Below are 20242 nucleotides of genomic sequence, written 5' to 3'. Positions count from 1 at the left end.
ACGTAGCGAATATTGGTAAGCAATAATTTGCGATATCACCTAATAGATTAAAAACTGATGCTTTTAGCATCAGTTTTTTTTTACTTAAGATACGTAACTTGTCTTATACTTACTTAAGAAAATTTCTGTAAGATAGATAAATCGTTATTAATTATTAGAGAGTTTATTTTTTATAAGTGATAAGAAAGTGGTCAAAATGAGGAAAATAAGATTAAGCTTATCTAATAATTTAAAGGTGAAAAATTATGCTAAAAAAATTACGACATACTTTATTAAGTACATTAATTATTTCAGGTACCTTTTTAAGTAGTATAACTACGGCGCAAGCTTGTACCCGAGTTGTTTATTTAGGTGAAAATAACCAAATAATTACCGCTCGTTCTATGGACTGGAAATACGAAATTGGTACTAATTTATGGATATTCCCTCAAGGAATGCAACGTTCTGGTGAGGCTGGTGATAATTCAGTTCAATGGCAATCAAAATATGGTAGTGTGATTGCATCAGGTTATGATATTTCTACTACTGATGGTATTAATGAAAAAGGATTAGTGGCTAATTTATTATGGCTTGCTGAATCAGATTACCCAAGTTATTCCAAAGATAAGCCTGCAATGGCTATTTCTGCATGGGCACAATATGTATTAGATAATTTTGCTACTGTTGAAGAGGCGGTAACTGCTTTAAAAGATGAGCCTTTTATTGTCTTAACAGACAAAGTACCCGGACAGGATAGAGTCGCAACGTTACATTTATCATTGTCTGACAGTTCTGGTGATAGCGCAATTATTGAATATATTGATGGTAAACAGGTGATCCACCATAGCCGAAAATATCAAGTGATGACTAACTCCCCTATATTTTCTGAACAGTTAGCATTAAATAGCTATTGGCAGCAGATTGGTGGTACGGTAATGTTACCGGGTACTAATAGAGCATCGGATCGTTTTGCAAGAGCCTCTTTTTATATTAATGCTATTCCTAAATCGCAATCGAGCAAAAAATCACTTGCCAGTGTATTTGGGGTGATCCGCAATGTTTCGGTGCCTTATGGATTAAGTACCGTAGAATCTCCAGAAATATCATCGACTCGTTGGAGAACTGTCGCTGATCATAAAAATCAGCTCTACTTTTTTGAATCTGCATTATCACCAAATACTTTTTGGGTTGATTTGAAACAAATTGATTTTTCAAAAGAAACAGGAAAAGTGATGATGTTAGCGTTAGGCCAAGAGCAGTCAACGATTTATTCAGGAGATGCAAGCTCTCAGTTTAAGCCAGCGAAACCTTTTAAATTTAAAGGGTTAGAAAATATACCAATACAAAATTAATAGAAATTAGATAAAAATGAAGTTATCGGCAGTCGTTAATTTTATGGAGACATCGTCTTTTAGCAGAAAGATGATGTCTTTCTTATTGATCTTGAATAGTCTTTTTATTATTTACTCGATATTACTTTCTCGTGGTGTTTATCTTGATTGGGAAATACACGGTTTTGCTGACTGGCTAAAATCGTTAGGTATATTGAAATTACTTGATATTCCTAAAGTGATGTTAGCGAGTGCACTTATTTTGCTCTCTTTCTTTATGTATATGGGGGCGCGGATTGCGTGGTGCGTTTCATTAATATTATTAGTGACGATCGTTTTTTTAGATGTCGCGGTTTATCACCAAGCTGGTACTCAAGCCTATACTTCATTAGCATTAGCCATTGTATTGGTTATCAGCCGGCGTGCTTTTCCTCATCATAGCTTAACCAGTGCCGGTTTTGTTGCTTTTATCTGTACGATTTCGCTACTGAGTTTCTCTATGTTAGGCAGCCTCTATATTGGTGATGAATTTAAACCACATATCACAACGTTAATGGATGCTTTCTACTTTTCCATTGTCTGTATGACAACACTTGGTTTTGGCGATATCGTTCCTATCTCAAGTAATGCGAGAATGTTTACCCTAACAGTGGTTATTTTGGGGATCACTGTTTTTACGACTTCTATTGTTTATGTGATGGGATTTTTGGCTCGTGGTACTCGCGATATTGTGAAGAAAAGGATCGCTAAAATGCATGATCATTTTATTATTATTGGCTCTTCAATGTTGGCAGCACAATTAGAGAAAGGGCTTAGAGAGCAAGGTAAACCGGTTATTGCGATTTGTTCGGATAAAAAGCAAGCCATGTATGATAAAGAAGCCAATATTATTGAAGGTGATCCAACCAATGTAAAAACATTACAAACGGCAAATATTCGCCAAGCGAGTTGGGTGGCGACGTTATCTGAAAGTGATGCGGAAAATACCTTTATTTTATTAACTATTCAAGAGTGTCCAGACCTTCAAGCGAAATTAATCACTATCATTAATAAAGATGAGAATAGAGAAAAAATAAGTCGATTACGTCCAGATATGCTGTTGTCTTTAGCTTCGTTAGGCAAAGAAATTATGATGAAAGTCCTTTGTGGTGAATCTATTAATTCGTCTGATGTTACTGATTTATTAATCAATAAATATTTAAAATAATGTATGTCAAAAATCACCCTTTACCTAAGAGAGTGATTGCAATAAGATGTATTTAAAATGCATCTTAATAGAGGTTGAATTATGGAACTTGTTACGTATAAAACGCTACCTGAATGGCACTTAACAGCGATCCCTTTAGCATTATTAGAGCGTCATAACACAAAAGAAGGCACTTATGCGCAAATGCGGATATTACAAGGGAGTATGACATTTGTGCTATTTAAGGATGATGGAGAACAAGTGTTCTTAGAGTGTGATAGCGAAAATCAGCCTCCGCTTATTCAACCTCAGCAATGGCATAAAATCGATAAAGCGAGTGATGATGTACTTTGCCAGCTCTCTTTTTTATGCACTCCCGAAGATAAATTTTTTAAAGAAAATGATTTGTCATTACCTCATTCGGAAGTGCGTTATATGGCAACATTGACTACCCCATGTAAAGTGCTTGATTTAGGCGCAGGGCGTGGTCGTAATAGCTTCTATTTAGCATTACAAGGTTATGATGTGACCGCATTAGATATTAATGCCGCTCATATTGATGCGATTGAAGCCGTCAAAGCTAAAACCGGTTTAGCGATCAAAAGCGGCTTATATGATATAAATGAAGCAGCATTAAATGAGAAATACGATATTATTATTTCTACTGTGGTTTTGATGTTTTGCCAGCGTCAACGTATCGCAGATATTATTAAAAATATGCAGGAGTGTACAAATCCAGAGGGGATTAATGTCATTGTTTGTCCTGTTGAAACAGCAAATAGTGGATCTGCTGAAGTTCCTTTCAAAACCTTCTTGCGCCAAGGTGAGTTAGCGGATTATTACCAAGGCTGGGATATTATTAAATATAATGAAAATCCAGGGCATCTACATAAAACTGATGCTAATGGTAATCGTATTCAACTTAATTTTGCGACATTAATTGCGCGTAAAAAATAATAAATAGATGGTGAGAAAAATACCCTCGTTAGATCACAGCGAGGGTATTTTAGTATTTGAAAACTATAGGGGCTCTTTGGGAGCCTCTGTTTTTTCTTTGGCTTCTGAGCGTTGTAGTATTCTTTCGAGTAGAACCGTATAAATAGGTCGCCCGCCTAATAATTGCGCCAGCATGGTTGCGCCAAGACAGGTAATTATCATTGGCAAAATAAGTTGATAGTTATCGGTCATTTCTAGAACTAACACAATCCCAGTTAGTGGTGCTCTCACCGTTGCGGCAAATAAAGCACCCATTCCAGCAATAGCAAAAGTGCCAATTTGAATTTGATAATCAGGGAAAAGATAGGTTGCCATTAATCCAAAAGCGCTACCAAAGAGTGTGCCTAAGGCTAATGTGGGGGCAAAAATTCCTCCTGGTGCACCGGAGGAGAAGCTGATAATGGTGGTGATGGTACGTAACACAAAAAATATTAGCAGTGCAGTTAACGAATATCCTCCGGCACTTAATGCAGGAATAATACTAAAACCGCCTCCGGTTATTTCAGGAATAATCAACGCAAGTAAACCACATGCACCACCAATCACGCCACCGGCTAAAACAAAACGTGAGGTTTTATCTTGATAAAAATGTTGGAATTGTGTTTGAACATAAAACAGTAATTTACTAAAAATAACCCCAACAACACCAAATAACATTCCTAACACTAAATAGAGCCACAGTGTATTCATCGGCGCTGAAGAAAATTTACCTATCTGTATGACGCCTCCTTCACCATTAATTAGGCGAAATACAATACAAGACATGATCACGCCAATGAAGACGGATTTAATAGAGATAAGATTATATTTAAATTGTGGTCTCATCTCTTCAATAATAAATAGAATGCCTGCCAAGGGAGCATTAAAGGCAGCCGTTAAACCGGCAGCAGCCCCTGTGGCTAATAGTGTTTGGCGCGTTCCTTTATCTTTAACGCGAGAGACATCATTAACGAGTTGACCAATATTAGCCCCTAGTTGCACGGTGGGGCCTTCACGACCAAGTACCATACCTGAGCCTAAGGTACCGATACTGGCTATAAATTTTACTGGCAATACCCGCCACCAACGAACTGGCCGAATATCTATCATTGCCCCTTCGATTTCCGGTATACCTGAACCACCAGATTCTGGTGAAAACTTCTTCACTAAGTAGTAGCCACTCATGGCTAAAAGAGAGGAAACAAGTAACGTGCCAATAGCCAAAAGATAAGGGTTGGTTAATACCTCGGCTAATTTATCTTGTCTTAAATGAATGACCCAGCCAACGGCTTTTTCAAATAGTACCCCAATTAATCCGGCTAACGTACCGATAATGGCGGAAAGAATAAGCGTTTTCACCGGGGCAAGGTTAGTTTCTTTCGCTTTTCTAAACCAATTAAAGCGTTGTTGATTTTGCGATTTTTTGATCGTGTTTCGCTGATACATAATTTATGTTTTATATATAAATAACAATGTATCTAATAATAGCGTAATTTAATCATCAAGTGATATTTCTCACATAATGTAATCAATTTCATAATTAGTCGGTTTTTTTTCTAGCATATTTCCTTTTTTTCATCTTTAGTGTATCTGATAACAAAAAATATATATTTACATAACATTTGGATAAAAAGGGTAACGTATGGATTTCATCACAAATATATTAAGCGCTATTAATGGCGTGGTGTGGGGAGTACCGATGTTAGTCGGCATTCTAGGCATCGGTCTATTTATGCAGTTTAGACTCTCTTTTCTGCCAATTAGAAAATTAGGTACAGGATTTAAACTCTTATTTGAGAAAAATGATAAAAGAGGTGAGGGGCAAATCTCACCTTTTAATGCATTAATGACGGCGCTTTCTGCCACTATCGGTACGGGCAATATTGCTGGAGTCGCTACAGCGGTTGTATTAGGTGGACCGGGAGCGCTATTTTGGATGTGGATGACTGCTTTAGTCGGTATGGCGACTAAATATTCAGAAGCTGTGTTAGCGGTACGTTTTCGTGAGGTTGATAAATACGGCAACTACGTTGGCGGACCGATGTATTATATTAAAAACGGTTTAGGTAAAAAATGGCTTTGGTTAGGAACGCTATTTGCTATTTTTGGTAGTTTTGCCGGCTTCGGTATAGGTAATACGGTACAGGCAAACTCAGTGGCGGATGTTTTGCAAAGTAATTTTGGTATTTCTACCACAGTGACAGCAATTGCATTAGTTATTTTAGTCGGTGCTGTATTAATTGGTGGAATTAAGCGTATTGCTGATGTTGCCGGTAAATTAGTGCCCATTATGACAGTAGGGTATTTTGGGGCAGGGATTGTCGTACTTGCACTGAATATTACTGCTATTCCTGATGCATTTATGTTGATTGTAAAATCTGCTTTCACACCGGTTGCTGCGCAAGGTGGGTTTGCTGGTGCGGCTGTTTGGGCGGCAATACGTTTTGGTGTTGCACGAGGTGTATTCTCCAATGAAGCAGGATTAGGTAGTGCACCCATTGCTCATGCGACAGCCAAAACACAAAACCCGATCCGTCAAGGCTTAATTGCCATGTTGGGGACTTTCATTGATACCATTATTGTCTGTTCTGTCACCGGATTAACGATTGTGATCACCGGACAGTGGCTGACAGGGCAAAGTGGGGCAACACTTACTGCAAGTTCGTTCTCTATGGCTATCCCTGGAGGTAACTATATTGTTGCGATCGCATTGGCTGTTTTTGCTTTTACCACTATTTTAGGTTGGAGCTATTACGGTGAGAAATGTGTGCAATATCTATTTGGACCGAAAGCCATTATGCCTTTTCGTATTGCATGGTTAATTGCCTTGCCAATTGGCGCGACTCAATCCTTAGAATTTGTTTGGTTACTTGCTGATACATTAAATGCGATGATGGCTATTCCTAACTTAATTGCATTAGCACTGCTTAGCCCCATCGTTTATCGTCTAACAAAAGACTATATAAAAGATGTTAATGCGGTTGATATTGATCTAAATGAACAAGTGAATTCTGTAAGCAAAAAAGAAGCAGAAGCGGAATAAACGCGTTTGTTTATCTAAGGCTAAATGACCATCTAAACGAATAACCGTATGTGAGCAGTTAATATTAGATATTAGGAAAAGCGCATACGGTTTTTTGTTGCTTACAGCAAATAAAAAGCCTTCTGGGGAGAAGGCTAAGAGATGAGTATAGATAATTATATTTATAAGAATATGCTTAACTAGAGGTTAATTATTCTTTGGTACTAATGAAGATGTTTTTCACTTGGCTGTAGGCATCTAACATCATTTTATGCGTTTCACGACCTAAGCCTGATTTTTTATAACCGCCAAATGGTGCATGAGCAGGAAGTTCATGATAAGTATTTACCCACATACGGCCAGTTCTAACGGCTTTTGCAACTCGTAGTGCGCGGTTAATATCTTGAGTCCAGACACCACCACCAAGGCCATATTCAGAGTCATTAGCCATTTCAATAACATCTTCTTCATTATCAAATGGGATCACACATAATACAGGGCCAAAAATTTCTTCACGTGCGACACGCATTTGGTTTGTGGCATTGATAATAATGGTTGGGCGAACAAAAAAGCCATCATCAAACCCTTCACCCGTAATACGCTCACCTCCTGTGAGTATGGTTGCACCTTCTTTTTTGGCCAGCTCAACATAACCTAAAATGGTATCCATTTGCGCTTGGCTGACTTGGGTACCCATTTGTGTATTAGGATCAAGTGGATCACCAACACGGATACGCTCAAATTCTGCTTTTAACTCTTTTAAGAATGCGTCATGAATATCTCTATGTAAGAATAAACGGGAGCCAGATTCACAGGCCTGTCCTTGGTTCATTAATATCGCTAATGCGGAATATTTAACGGCTTTTTTCATATTCGCATCAGGGAAGACGATATTGGCTGACTTACCCCCCAATTCTAAAGTGGCTGGTACCATTTTTTTCGCCGCCGCAGCTGCAACGGTATAACCTACATTGGTTGAACCGGTAAATGCTAGTTTATCAATGTCTTGGTGTTCTAGAATAGCTTGTCCAGCAACAGATCCACGACCAGTAACAATATTTATAACACCGGCTGGTAATATTTCATTTAAAATACGACCTAGCTCTAATAATGAAAGTGAGGTGAGTGTGGCTGGATTAATAACAACGGTATCTCCAGCGGCGATGGCAGGGGCTAATTTCCAAGCAGCCATTAATAATGGAAAATTCCATGGAATAATTTGTCCAACGACACCAATGGGCTCACGAATAACAAGACTCAGGGTATTTTCGTCTAAGACAGCACTTTCATCGGTATGAGAGCGTATCACGCCTGCAAAATATCGAAAATGGTCAATAGAGGCGGGTAAATCGATGTTTTTCGATTCATTGAGTGGTTTACCGTTATCAAGAGACTCAATCCAAGCAAAACGTTCTTGCTCTTGTTCTAAACGGTCAGCAATTTTTAATAATAGCGCTTGGCGTTGAGCAGGAGAGGTTTTACGCCAATGATCAAAAGCTTTACGAGCCGCTTTTACAGCAAGATCAACGTCTTCAGCTGTACCTGATGGATATTCACTTAATAACTCACCGGTTGCGGGACTATAGGTTTTGGTCGTTTGTTGCGATGTACTGGATACCCATTCGCCGCCAATTAACATTTTGTAGCTTTCTAAGGGACGAAATTCGGATGGAACATTATTTAATTTAATCATTTTTAATCTCCAGTGTAGGGGGAGTATCGTCAAATTCTATAGTTTCATTTCGTAATACTCGTACTATTAAAATATATCAATTGTAGTAATTTTATTAGCTATTGATGCAATAGGTAATATTAACTATCAAAAATAATAAATAGATATTATATATACAATGAGAACTAATTAATTTAATCGATTCATCTCACTCTTTTTTAGCTGAGATGTAACAAAATCATCCCGTGCGACACTGCAACATTTCTTCTCAATTTCCCTTATAAGAAAAGCCCTTTAGTTTGTTTACTCACCCTCTTACGAGGTGTGAAGCCAAATCAACAGGAAAAAAAGCAAGCTCTTAAGCACAGCAATAAATTGCGTTAGATCAAACATGGCGCAGATTATTTCATCTGACACTTTTCCTACTATAAAAATGGCGTATTCTTATGTTGCATATGTAATGCAACTTATAAAAATAAAGCGTCATCTTATAGAAGGAATTCGATATGTATTGTGTGCAATGTGAACAAACAATGAGAACACCTGTTGGTAATGGTTGTGCCTATGCACAAGGTATGTGCGGTAAAACAGCAGAAACTTCTGATCTACAAGACTTATTGGTGGCAGTATTAGAAGGGCTGTCAGCATGGGCATTAGCTGCCCGTAGTGTTGATATTATTGATCACGATATAGACAGCTTTGCGCCACGGGCTTTCTTCTCGACGTTAACCAATGTTAATTTTGATTCTGAACGTATTGTTGGATATGCCAAAGAGGCTATTTATTTACGTGAAAGCTTAAAATCACGTACGTTAGCCAAAAATGCAGCCATCCAAGTCGCTCATCCTAAAGCCGAAATTCAATTAGAAGGCAACGACTTAGCCAGTCTACAGAAACAAGCCCAACGCTTTGCATTAAATAATGATAAAGCGCAAGTGGGGGATGATTTACATGGTTTACGTATGCTTTGCTTGTATGGCTTAAAAGGTGCTGCTGCTTATATGGAGCATGCTCATGTTTTAGGCCAGTACGATGATGAAATTTATGCTGAATATCATCGTTACATGGCATGGTTAGGTACCGATCCTGCGGATATGAATGAGTTGCTAGACAATGCAATGGGCATTGGTCAAATGAACTTTCGTATTATGGCATTATTGGATAAAGGTGAAACTCAAGCTTATGGTGATCCAACCCCTGTTTCCGTTAATGTACGCCCAGTAGCAGGTAAAGCTATTTTAATTTCAGGCCATGATCTGAAAGATTTACAGATGCTACTTGAACAAACCGAAGGTAAAGGCATTAATGTTTATACGCATGGTGAAATGTTACCCGCCCATGGTTATCCAGAGCTGAAAAAATATAAACACTTAGTCGGTAACTACGGAAGTGGTTGGCAGAATCAACAAAGTGAATTTGCCAAATTTCCTGGCCCTGTGTTAATGACATCTAACTGTATTATTGATCCTAATGTGGGGAACTATGGCGATCGTATTTGGACGCGTAGTATTGTTGGTTGGCCGGGTGTGAAACACATTAAAGGTGATGATTTCTCTGAAATGATTGAGCAAGCGCTCTCTTTAGAGGGATTTCCGTACAGTGAAATTGAACACTTAATTACTGTTGGATTTGGTCGTCAAACACTCTTAAATGCGGCTGATACAGTGATTGATTTAGTTTCACAGAAAAAACTTCGTCATGTCTTCTTAGTTGGGGGGTGTGATGGTAGTCGTGGTGAACGTAGCTACTATACCGATCTTGCTCGTGCCATTCCCCAAGATTGCTTAATTATGACATTAGCTTGTGGTAAATATCGCTTTAATAAACTTGATTTTGGCACATTAGAGGGCTTACCGCGCTTACTTGATGTGGGTCAGTGTAACGATGCCTACTCTGCGATTATGCTAGCGGTTAATCTTGCAGAAAAATTAGGTTGTGGTGTAAATGATTTACCCCTGTCCTTGATTTTGTCGTGGTTTGAACAAAAAGCGATTGTTATTTTATTAACCCTACTCTCATTAGGGGTAAAAAATATTTATACTGGGCCGACTGCGCCTGCATTTTTAACCGATAATTTGCTCGCAATACTTAATGAAAAATTTGGTATGCGTGCGATCACCACGCCAGAACAAGATCTTCAAGAAATTCTTTCTGCTTAATTTATTTATTCATCATCATTGCCGAAGCCTAAAGGCTTCGGTAAGGAAGCAATATCCATGACGATGCCAACAGCTCTTTGTCCTAATCGTATGCAAGTTCACTCTATCCATCAGGAAACCCCGGAAGTGTGGACACTGAATTTAATTAACCATGATTTTTATCGTTATAAACCCGGCCAATTTGCACTAGTCAGTATTAATAATAGCGATGAAACAATGCGAGCTTATACGCTCTCGTCTTCTCCGGGATTAAGTCCTTTTGTCTCTTTAACGGTTCGTCGTATCGACAATGGGGTGGGGTCAACGTGGTTAACATCTCAAGTTAAGCCGGGTGATTATCTCTGGTTATCAGATGCACAAGGGGAGTTCACCTGTGCAGATAGAGAAGGAACGCGTTATTTAATGCTCGCTGCGGGGTGCGGTGTGACCCCTATTATGTCGATGACGCGTTGGTTGTTAAATAATCAACCTAAAGCGGATATCACGGTCATTTTTAATATTCGCGAACAGAGCCAATTTATTTTTGAAAAAGAGTGGTTAGAGTTAGCTAATGCTTATCCTTATAATCTCAATTTTATTATGATGCCTAAGTTGCCGGATGATAAGGGAATTTTTAGTGGACGTATTTCACAAGAAAAACTAGCCGCTTTAGTGCCTGATATTGCCAATCGTACTGTTATGTGTTGTGGGCCTAATAGTTATATGGAAGATACTGCGCGTTTTGCCAAAAATCTTGGTGTTTGTGCAGAGAATATTTTTATGGAACGTTTTGGTGATGAGCCAATGTGTGTTGATGAAGCACAACAACTTACTATGACTATTCGTCATCCGTTAAAGCAAATTAACGTACCGGTGGGGATGACATTATTAACAGCGATGGAAGAAAATAGTGTTCCTGTTTTGGCTGCTTGTCGTGCTGGAGTGTGTGGTAGCTGTAAAACACGCATTGTGAAAGGTGATTATGAGGTCACCAGCACCAGTACTTTAACTGCTGATGAGATAGCACAAGGTTATGTTTTAGCCTGTAGTTGTCGATTAACAGGTGATGTTGAACTAGCCTAATCATTCATTTTATTATCTATTCTTTATCTATCCTTCTATTTTACCCCGCTAATTTATTAGCGGGGTTTTTTGTTATTATTTTTAAAAAGAGAGTTTATTTATTCAATATAATATATAACACGTAAAGCTATAATGAATTAAATATTTATTTTACTTAATTAGCAGTTTACTGATACACATTCTGCTATTATTTAATTTATGATAGGGAAAGGGGGGATATATGAGAAAATTGTTATTTATTTGTTTATTTACTGTCATACTTTCTGGTTGCGAAAAAAATCAAACCCTAGATGGCTCTAATGTTGAGTCATTACGAATATCGATTGTAGAAATGCGCAATTCATTACCGCTTGAAGAGCAGCAACGCTTTGATGAAGCAATAGAATTAGCCATGCTAAATGATATTAATTTTAATGATTTAGTCATTGCTGGGCGCAATAAAAATGCTGATATGATCACGCGAAAAATGTGTCAATCGTTAGATGGTAAAACAGTCAATGAGATCTTCTCACAAGCTGAAGAAATAAAAGTACAAAAATTAGCATTAAAATAATCAATTAATAACCAATTTATTTAAAACTATTTTATTCATCTCTATTTGAGGTGAGTATTTAATTAATGATGTAAAAAATAAGCGATTTAAGATTTATCAATAGAACTTAAACAAAACTACGATGAGACTTTTCATTATAATGTGAGTGGTTATAATGCGCGCCGCATTCGCAAGAAAAGTGCAGTATCTCGTTAGGCGAGGCTCCTATACAAACACAGGTTACTGATCTGACGACGTCGAGAGACGCCCAAGATTAGGACAAGATATATCGACCGAAGGTATATCTCCATGTAACTTCCAGTATTCATCGGATACGTTGTATAGTGCTAAAACCGAGACGTGTAGATAGCTTTTGCATTCTCGCATCTGGTTTCGCCCCTATTGAGAACTGATTTGCTAAACACAAACAGTCATAGGGAACCAAAAAAATGAAATTTACTCCTCAACATAAAATGGATGCTGCATTAATGGCAGGCGCATCCTTAAACACACCCAATAATCATTCAATACAAGAGCAACATCATCGTTTAAAAGATGATGCTACCGTTAGTGCTTATATGAGCCAGAATTATATTTCTGTTTCTGTCGCAGATTCGGTTGAACATGTAAAAGCACAGCTGGTTAATGATTTAAAAGATGAATTAATTCCAACTTATCTGTATGTCGTAGATAAAGATAATTATCTTAACGGTATTTTGCCGGTTAAATCATTACTACTTGCTGATAATGGGCTTTTTGTTTCGGATATTATGCGCCAAACATTTTTCTCAGTTTCACCGGAGCAAAGCCGACATGATGTTTATCAGTTAATTAGCCAAAGTGGTTTAGACAGTGTACCTGTGATGCATTTTGGTAAGTTAGTTGGTGTATTACGGCCTCAAGATATTGCTGATTTAATTGAAGATGAAAATACGCTAGATGCACAAATGCAGGGGGCAACGTCGCCATTAGAACAACCTTATTTAGAGACAAGTCCGGTTACTTTGTGGCGTAAACGTGTTGTCTGGCTATTAATGCTGTTTATTGCTGAAGCTTATACCAGTACGGTGTTACATGCTTTTGAAGACAGACTTGAAGCTGCTATCTCTTTAGCTTTCTTTATTCCATTATTAATTGGTACTGGTGGCAATAGCGGTACACAAATTACCTCAACATTAGTACGTGCCATGGCATTAGGTGAGGTGAGCTTGCGTAATGTATGGTCAGTATTAAGAAAAGAGATCACGACCTCGATAATGGTGGCTTTAACCATGGGAATAGCAGGATTTATTCGTGCTTGGACCTTAGGGGTTGGCATGGAAGTGATGATAGTGGTGGGATTAACGCTAATTTCAATTACGGTTTGGAGTGCTATTGTCTCTTCTATTATTCCAATGGTATTAAAGCGTATTGGTGTTGATCCAGCGGTGGTGTCTGCACCTTTTATTGCAACATTTATTGATGGTACTGGGCTTATTATCTACTTTGAAATAGCATCTCATACTATGAGTGTGTTTGCTTAATATATCAATCCTCCCTTATTTATACCGAATAAAGCCGATAAACTAACAAGTTATCGGCTTTATTTTTTGTTATGGGCTTTAGCCTGTTTAAGTCGCGTCAGCGTCTTAAATATAAAACCACCCGCTATGTGATCTCAAGCAAGTCGTCCTTGAGCTATGTGTGGCTAGAACTGATCTAATCCAGCTAACTCTTTAAGCGATAAAGAATGAAAATAAGTTTCTGCCATATCTGCCAATATTGGAAGCAACGCATCTGAACGAGCATGTGCATCAGGAGTTATGATTGCCAGAATTTGGTAATAATCATCGTACATACAGTGCTTACAAAACACTAAAAAGTTATCGCTCACTCTAACAGCCTGTCGAGTTTCGCCATCCCAAGGTTTTTCATTTGGCGTTCTTATATGAACCTTTTCAATAAATGACTGACGCGCTATGGCGCTATTCCTAAAATCAGCAAATTTACCTATATACCCAGAGAGGGATGAGCCATTAAGAGCAGCTGATAGCTTAGCCGCATACTTCCGATAAACATCGTTATCTTTATATCTGGGCGTGATTGTGACTATCGGCATTGCAAGTTACCTGCAAGCAGATCTTGATTAAATTCAGCTATTGAGGAATTAAACAATGCTATATCCTCTTCACCGAATCCATCTTCAACCTCCATTGCGGGTAACGGGTTAATATGCTGATTAAATTGTCTATAAAGTGCTTGTGTATGGTTTCTTAGTGCAGCCATTTTAAGAATAACTTCTTTGAAGTAACCATCAGCTATGCTTTCAAATGGATGAAAAGCCTTGGTAGTTTTAGCAATGCTATACATTGCCTCAATCATCATAATTACATTATTACCATGGTTAATCACTCGTTCCAATTCACGCATAACCTCATCAGGGTTATTACCTGCATATTTTTTTATGTCATCTTTTGTTGGGTCATCAAGTAAAGCCACTATTTCATCGATTGATGTAACAAGGGTCGTTAGCACGGTCTTACCACCAACAATTAAATCCATAATTTCATCTGGTGATACATCACCTTTTGCCTTTTTATCAACAATGGTAGCTATCGACATGGCTAAATTAGCCAAGCCTGAATCCACATCTTTTTTATCCATTGGATTTGATAGCATTGCCATCATAATAGCCTCAGAAATCATAGTTTATTACCTTCGCTGAAATAGATACGCATACAAAGTATACATCATTTAAAGCTAAAGGATATATACCATCACCCATCTCAAGGATGGGCTAGATGATTTGATCTTGGCTATATGACTCAGTGAGAAATTACTCTTGATCTTTTTTAGGAGGAATATTTTTCTTTGGCTCTTCAGGCTTTACTTGAATTACATGCGATATTGCATTTGCCTTTCTATTTTCATCATAAACTTCCTTACTTGCAATGATGCAACGCTTGATAAATTCACTGTAATTTTGTGAAGTATTTGAATATAGTTTGCATAAAATTCAATAAATTTCTCTATCTTTTTGCCTGATATACTTTTACTTAATTGATCATTTGAATTCATCAAAATTTGAAATGACTTCCCGCAGTTTTATTGCCAGTGTTTATACTAACATCCCTGCTCAGTGTCACTCAGAACCTCGGCTGACGTTTAGTCTTAAAGACCAAGCTTACTTTTTTTTACTCTTTAATTAATTGTAAAATCGCCTGACAATGACGACAACGATACTGGGTTTCTCCTCGTTGTACTTTATTGTGTCGGCGAAGAGTTAACTGGTGTATTTCTTGGCAGCGACAAGCATAGCTAAACGTTTTTGCTGTTACATTGCTGATATCAAAATGGTGGGTCCGTTTCGCATTAACCTGTAACACAGTTTCCATCATCCATTTCCACTCCTTGCCATGAGGTGCCACACGACCAAAATGGCGACTAACTAGCAGATGTGCTAATTCATGAGGAATAACTTCTTCAATAAAATTCTGTTTATTTTCAATCAATAATGTAGGATTAAGACGGATTTCCCAATTTGCATAATAGGCACTGCCTGCAATAGTTCCTCTCTGGTTATATTGTAGAGTGGGTTCTGGGTAATCTGTATTAAGATATTTATTGGCCTGTTGCAGTTTTTCACGCAGTGTACGCATAACACTTTGCACTAAGGCGATAGGGACTCTTACTGTTTTCATATTAGAGAGCATATAGCGCCTTATTAAAACACGCAATAAAAGAAAACTTGCACAATATATAAATTAACATATTATTAAAAAGTATATTGATTATGGAGTTTACCATGACACAACGAGTTCAACCTGATTTATTGGAAGCCATGAAATTAGCGGCTAATGAAGCCTCTAGTATGCTGAAAACGCTAGGTAATGGTGATCGACTACTCTTACTGTGCCAATTAAGTCAGGGCGAAAAAAGTGTCAGTGAATTGGAAGAAAGTTTAGGGATCCGCCAGCCTACGCTTTCTCAACAACTTACTGTGTTAAGAAATGAAGGGCTTGTGAATACTCGTCGTGATGGAAAACGTATTTTTTATTCTATTGCTGATGAAAAAGTATTGGTGCTATTAAATACACTTTATCAGCTATATTGTCCTATAGCAGGTTAACTTATGAATATAGATTGGGTTCACTTTACGCCTTGGAGCTCGGCATTGGGTGGGCTATTAATAGGTTTAGCAGCGGCTATTTTATTACTGTTTAATGGTCGTATTGCAGGTATTAGTGGGATTTTAGGAGGAGTATTAACCACTAACCAACAAGGTAATGGGTGGCGATGGGCATTTTTACTCGGTATGTTGATTACACCGACACTATTTTATCTATTTGATAAACCGTTAACACCTATTATCGACGTTTCACCTTGGCAGTTGATCATTGCCGGTGTACTGGTGGGAGCAGGTACACGTCTGGGGAATGGCTGTACCAGTGGGCATGGAATTTGCGGATTAGCACGATTATCGCGTCGTTCTATTGTTGCAGTTCTTGTCTTTATGGTGACGGCATTTGTGACTGTGTATATTCAACGCCATGTCATCGGAGGCTAAGATAATGACCAAATTAATTGCTTTTATTAGTGGCCTATTATTTAGTGCTGGATTGATCATCGGTGGTATGAGCAACCCACAAAAGATCTTGGCATTTTTAGATATTCGTGGAGATTGGGATCCGTCATTGTTATTTATTATGGGGGCGGGTCTTATCGTCAGTGCTATTAGTTACCAAATTGCACGTCATCGTCAACAAAGTTTATTAGCCTGTCCTCTGGCCATTCCAACTAAAACAGTGATTGATAAACCTCTCGTCTTCGGCAGTATCTTATTTGGTTTAGGATGGGGGCTTGCGGGTATTTGCCCTGGACCCGGTTTGGTATTAGCGGGGGGTGGTTTTACCCAAGGTGTATTATTTGTGTCAGCTATGATTGTTGGGTGGCTATTTATTGGGTTAATTCGCAAACCACAATAATCATCACTATTTTAATCACACGCGATAAAAAACAACAAACGGACCGCATTAGCTGTCTGTTTGTTGTTTAATCTTGTTACGGGATTATTTAAAATCTGCGTAAGGAATAAGCGGGTTAGGCGGAAGATCTAAATCACCATTCCATCCATCAAATGAATAGCGTAAATACATTAGTGCATGGCTTGGCGTATAGTTTTTCGCTTGCTGAATATCGATAGCGGCACCTATAAACCAATGTGGTGTTATTCGATGTTCAATTAATGCTCTTGCTGTATAACCAAAACCATGACCCGAATCCCCCTTATCAATGATATTTCTCTCATGCTTAAATATTTCTTTTATGGGATCAGAATTAAATTTATCGCTTGAAACGAGATTTTGTAATGGATAACGTCTGCTATCATCGGTTTTTGAATAAGACCAAGAGAGAGAGCCAGATACTTCCCATGACCAATTTTCAGTACGTTGACGGTAATTAACGGGCAGTGAGAATGAGAGATATTGTTGTGGGCTATAATAACCCCCTTGCCCCAAGGTATAGCCACTAAGATCTTTATTGTAATGCCAAAGCATGCTATTTAAGCCAACAGAAATGTGGCGATCATTTTCATTGATTAACTTATAGTAATAACCACCCATGGCTTTTACACTGCTGTTATTTTTAACATTTTTTCCTGTTAATCTATCAAACGATATTTCTCCCCAATACCCATCCTTGCCTCCCAGATCATAACTGCCACTTAAACGAAGCCCCGTTTTTCTTACTCCCCCCCAAACTTGATTGGTCCAACTATCACGTTGGCCTGCAAAGGCAAGTAATGAGCTATTTACCGGGCGACGGTGAAGATCTACACTCCAACCGAGATGATAAAAACTATCGTTATAAGCAATTTTACCTACCCAATCAGTCACATTAAAACCGAGTGGCGTGGTACCTAAATCCCATTGCCATTGCTCATTTTCCCAACCGATAGCAGGACTAACACCAAAGGCTTTTTGCTTTAGAGGGAAACAACCTGTGCGATAACAACTACCAAATTTAGCATCGTATGGCGCTGTACCTAATGTGCCACTATTTAAGTGCACAAAATCAGTACGCCAAAAGAAACGGCCATGATAAATAGGATGATCCAGTTGTAACATGGTGGTATGAGCGCGTAATTTAGAGTACCCCTCACTGCCATTTGATCCCCAATAATCATGCTCTAGGGTAAAACGCCACTCTTGTTGACGATAAAGGGTACTTGCATCATCACGTACACTACGTGATAGCCAATTATCATTTGGGTTGTTACGCATAAGTGTGGTGTATTCAATATTGTTTTTTGGCAGTGTATGCGTGATACCCTCTTTTAGCATCGCTTGTTGATAATAGTGATGAGCGGATTGAACTTGTTGGCTATCACGATAAAAACGACCAATATCACGTAAAATTAATCCATCAGCACTATCTGGCTCCTTGTCAACTTGGCGAGCTAAATAGATAAAATAGTGTTTGGCTTTATCAATATTTCCCGCCGTTTTTTCAGCGTTTGCTAAACGTCTTAGTGAATAGTGGTTAAATTTTTCAGGAGATAATTGTTCTATCTGAGCTAAGTAATAACGAGCTTGATCTATTTGATGTTGCGCTAAAGATATCTCTGTTGCACCTAATAGTGCTGTTTCATTATTAGGCGCTAAATTTAATACTGTATGATAATAATTTAATGCTTGATTGAGTTGGTCATCTTCTTCGGCCCATTGCGCTAATAACAGATAGCTTTCTATTTTTTGCTCAGGAGGAATATGGGTGAAAAGATATTCGACAGCTTGCTGTTGTTGGTTATGTTCTCTTAGTGATTGTGCATGCGCCATAATTTGACCAAAACGTAATTGGCTATCTAAGGCGTTCATACTTTCACTGCGCTGCGATAAAGGGATCGTCTTTAAGGTGTTAAGTGCTTGTTGTGCTCGCCCTGTTTTATTGAGATATAACGCATAGGCATATCGTCGAGAGGGATCATTAGGTCGTCGTTGATTAAGTTGATTAAAGTAATCCTCAGCAAGTTGGGGTTGTTGAGTGATAAGTAAATCATCCGCCAGACGATAAATATTCCAGACTTCATCAGGATACGCTTTAGCGATAGCCTTACGTTTCTCAATCGCACTGAGATAGTGTTGTTGCTGTTCATCATCAGCAGCTAAGTCTTGTTGTATACCTGAAATGATATACCCATAGTCTTGGGCTAAATTTTTGTATTGCTGTGATGTTAAGTTAGCCATAAATTGGGCGGCTTTTTGATGCGATTGTTGACGATAGAGCTTGGTCAGGCTATGCAAAGTCGCCGCATCATTAGGCTGATATTGTAGCGCTTGTTGATAATAACGTTCAGCTTGTTCTAATTGATGTTGCGCCAACTCGATATCCCCTAAACCAATATAAGCTTCACTTTTATAGGGGCTGAGTTGACGTACTTGGGTAAAATAGCGCTTAGCGACAGAGTACTCTTGATTTAATAACGCTTCATCAGCCTTGGCAAGTAAATGCCAATATTGATTTGATTGCAACAACGTACGCCACAAATCACTATCGTTGTGTTTGGGAGCCAATGTGAGTGCTTGAGAAAGATAATAAATCGCGGGTGCTCGTTGATTTGCGCGCGAATAGCGCACGCCTAATGTTCCGATTATATCTGCATTATCAGGCTGCTGGCGTAACTGCTGTTTTAATGCACGAATAGATATTGTGTTATTGGGGGCAGAGGTCGCTGAGGCAGTAGATAATGCTGGGGTAAGATGATATTGCTGATAGATATTAGCTATCTGTTGGTTATTGGGATAAGTGTGATAAATTTGCTTAATACGCGCCATTTTGTTGGCATGGTTTGTAGCAATTAATACATTGAGATACTCAAGGGCTAACCCTTCATCGGGGGGCGTGCCTTGGTAAATATCATCATATAATTGCAAGGCTTCATCATAACGCCCCGCAGTCTGATAAAGGTAGGCTTTTTGTAGGATTTGGCGGTTATCTTCATGGGTTAATGATAGTAGCTTAATCGCACGTTGATATTGTTCAGTATTTTCGCCATGCATACGTAATTGCTCAATCAGTTGTTGTGCTTTTGCTGTTTCTTTTTGTTTTACAGCAAATTGGATACGCATTAACAACACACTAGGATCGTTCGGTTTTATAAGTGATAAACGATACAGTGATTGAGAAACTAAAACATCGTTACTTTTCGAGTTACCTAGTCTAACTTGCTCATATAAAAAAGTTTCAGTCGGATCATCTGCGGCTTGCGTGACAGGCAATATGCCTGCCAGCAAACCAAGAGCAAGGAGATATTGGCGATATTGATAACAAATGCGCCACATCAT

Annotated in this window: 17 protein-coding genes and 1 riboswitch; of the genes, 11 read left to right on the top strand and 6 right to left on the bottom strand. The window is 38.4% G+C overall.

Annotated features, from left to right (window positions below):
• Positions 1–245 precede the first annotated feature (245 nt).
• From HMPREF0693_RS05920 to tehB, 3 genes are all read left to right on the top strand, one after another.
• The gene (locus tag HMPREF0693_RS05920; protein WP_004244182.1) at positions 246–1331 is read left to right on the top strand and encodes a linear amide C-N hydrolase; all 1086 of its coding nucleotides are present in this window, start codon (positions 246–248) and stop codon (positions 1329–1331) included.
• A gap of 16 nt (positions 1332–1347) precedes the next feature.
• On the top strand, positions 1348–2517 hold the full coding sequence (locus tag HMPREF0693_RS05915) for an NAD-binding protein (RefSeq protein ID WP_004244181.1): 1170 nt from the start codon (positions 1348–1350) through the stop codon (positions 2515–2517).
• An 81-nt stretch (positions 2518–2598) separates the two neighbouring features.
• Positions 2599–3453 carry an SAM-dependent methyltransferase TehB gene (gene tehB / locus HMPREF0693_RS05910; protein WP_004244180.1) on the top strand — a complete coding sequence of 285 codons (855 nt, stop codon included), beginning with the start codon at positions 2599–2601 and terminating at the stop codon, positions 3451–3453.
• A 63-nt stretch (positions 3454–3516) separates the two neighbouring features.
• On the opposite strand, the gene clcA is transcribed toward tehB, so the two are convergent.
• A complete protein-coding gene (clcA, locus tag HMPREF0693_RS05905; protein WP_004244178.1) occupies positions 3517–4917 on the bottom strand; it encodes a H(+)/Cl(-) exchange transporter ClcA in 1401 nt (466 codons plus the stop codon).
• 196 nt (positions 4918–5113) lie between these two features.
• On the opposite strand from clcA, the gene HMPREF0693_RS05900 reads away from it, so the two are divergent.
• Positions 5114–6514, top strand: coding sequence for an alanine/glycine:cation symporter family protein (locus tag HMPREF0693_RS05900; RefSeq protein WP_004244176.1), 1401 nt, complete (start codon positions 5114–5116; stop codon positions 6512–6514).
• A 190-nt stretch (positions 6515–6704) separates the two neighbouring features.
• Here the strand turns inward: HMPREF0693_RS05900 and HMPREF0693_RS05895 are convergent, their stop codons facing one another.
• On the bottom strand, positions 6705–8186 hold the full coding sequence (locus HMPREF0693_RS05895; RefSeq protein WP_004244174.1) for an aldehyde dehydrogenase family protein: 1482 nt from the start codon (positions 8184–8186) through the stop codon (positions 6705–6707).
• A 485-nt stretch (positions 8187–8671) separates the two neighbouring features.
• Here HMPREF0693_RS05895 and hcp point away from each other — a divergent pair, with 485 nt between their 5' ends.
• The 4 genes from hcp (at position 8672) to HMPREF0693_RS05875 (ending at position 13441) form a co-directional block, all read left to right on the top strand.
• The gene (gene hcp, locus HMPREF0693_RS05890; protein WP_004244173.1) at positions 8672–10324 is read left to right on the top strand and encodes a hydroxylamine reductase; all 1653 of its coding nucleotides are present in this window, start codon (positions 8672–8674) and stop codon (positions 10322–10324) included.
• A 57-nt stretch (positions 10325–10381) separates the two neighbouring features.
• Positions 10382–11386, top strand: coding sequence for an NADH oxidoreductase (gene hcr / locus HMPREF0693_RS05885; protein ID WP_012368251.1), 1005 nt, complete (start codon positions 10382–10384; stop codon positions 11384–11386).
• Positions 11387–11606: 220 nt separating this feature from the next.
• Positions 11607–11939 carry a DUF6694 family lipoprotein gene (locus tag HMPREF0693_RS05880; RefSeq protein ID WP_004244170.1) on the top strand — a complete coding sequence of 111 codons (333 nt, stop codon included), beginning with the start codon at positions 11607–11609 and terminating at the stop codon, positions 11937–11939.
• Between the two features lie 180 nt (positions 11940–12119).
• A riboswitch (M-box (ykoK) riboswitch) is annotated at positions 12120–12291 on the top strand.
• A 76-nt stretch (positions 12292–12367) separates the two neighbouring features.
• The gene (locus HMPREF0693_RS05875; RefSeq protein WP_004244168.1) at positions 12368–13441 is read left to right on the top strand and encodes a magnesium transporter; all 1074 of its coding nucleotides are present in this window, start codon (positions 12368–12370) and stop codon (positions 13439–13441) included.
• Between the two features lie 164 nt (positions 13442–13605).
• Here the strand turns inward: HMPREF0693_RS05875 and HMPREF0693_RS05870 are convergent, their stop codons facing one another.
• The 3 genes from HMPREF0693_RS05870 to HMPREF0693_RS05860 form a co-directional block, all read right to left on the bottom strand.
• Positions 13606–14016 carry a type II toxin-antitoxin system YafO family toxin gene (locus tag HMPREF0693_RS05870; RefSeq protein ID WP_004244167.1) on the bottom strand — a complete coding sequence of 137 codons (411 nt, stop codon included), beginning with the start codon at positions 14014–14016 and terminating at the stop codon, positions 13606–13608.
• Positions 14007–14603: a hypothetical protein gene (locus tag HMPREF0693_RS05865; RefSeq protein ID WP_004244164.1), complete on the bottom strand. Its 597-nt coding sequence runs from the start codon at positions 14601–14603 to the stop codon at positions 14007–14009. Before HMPREF0693_RS05865 ends, HMPREF0693_RS05870 begins: the two co-directional genes overlap by 10 nt.
• Before the next feature lie 488 nt (positions 14604–15091).
• Positions 15092–15598, bottom strand: coding sequence for a SprT family zinc-dependent metalloprotease (locus HMPREF0693_RS05860; protein WP_139218836.1), 507 nt, complete (start codon positions 15596–15598; stop codon positions 15092–15094).
• A gap of 104 nt (positions 15599–15702) precedes the next feature.
• Here HMPREF0693_RS05860 and HMPREF0693_RS05855 point away from each other — a divergent pair, with 104 nt between their 5' ends.
• Genes HMPREF0693_RS05855 through HMPREF0693_RS05845 form a run of 3 tightly spaced genes read left to right on the top strand, consistent with a single transcriptional unit; the run spans position 15703 to position 16882 of the window.
• On the top strand, positions 15703–16026 hold the full coding sequence (locus tag HMPREF0693_RS05855) for an ArsR/SmtB family transcription factor (RefSeq protein ID WP_004248583.1): 324 nt from the start codon (positions 15703–15705) through the stop codon (positions 16024–16026).
• Between the two features lie 3 nt (positions 16027–16029).
• Positions 16030–16464, top strand: coding sequence for a YeeE/YedE family protein (locus HMPREF0693_RS05850; RefSeq protein WP_004244158.1), 435 nt, complete (start codon positions 16030–16032; stop codon positions 16462–16464).
• A gap of 4 nt (positions 16465–16468) precedes the next feature.
• On the top strand, positions 16469–16882 hold the full coding sequence (locus HMPREF0693_RS05845) for a DUF6691 family protein (protein ID WP_004250328.1): 414 nt from the start codon (positions 16469–16471) through the stop codon (positions 16880–16882).
• An 84-nt stretch (positions 16883–16966) separates the two neighbouring features.
• On the opposite strand, the gene bcsC is transcribed toward HMPREF0693_RS05845, so the two are convergent.
• Entirely contained in the window at positions 16967–20242 is a 3276-nt protein-coding gene (gene bcsC, locus HMPREF0693_RS05840) for a cellulose synthase complex outer membrane protein BcsC (protein WP_036932191.1), read from the bottom strand.

Origin of the sequence: Proteus mirabilis ATCC 29906 (assembly GCF_000160755.1) — a bacterium.
In the GTDB taxonomy this organism is placed as follows: Bacteria; Pseudomonadota; Gammaproteobacteria; order Enterobacterales; family Enterobacteriaceae; genus Proteus; species Proteus mirabilis.
The sequence above is the reverse complement of the archived record's forward strand: the minus strand, read 5'-3'. Positions and strand labels throughout refer to the sequence as shown.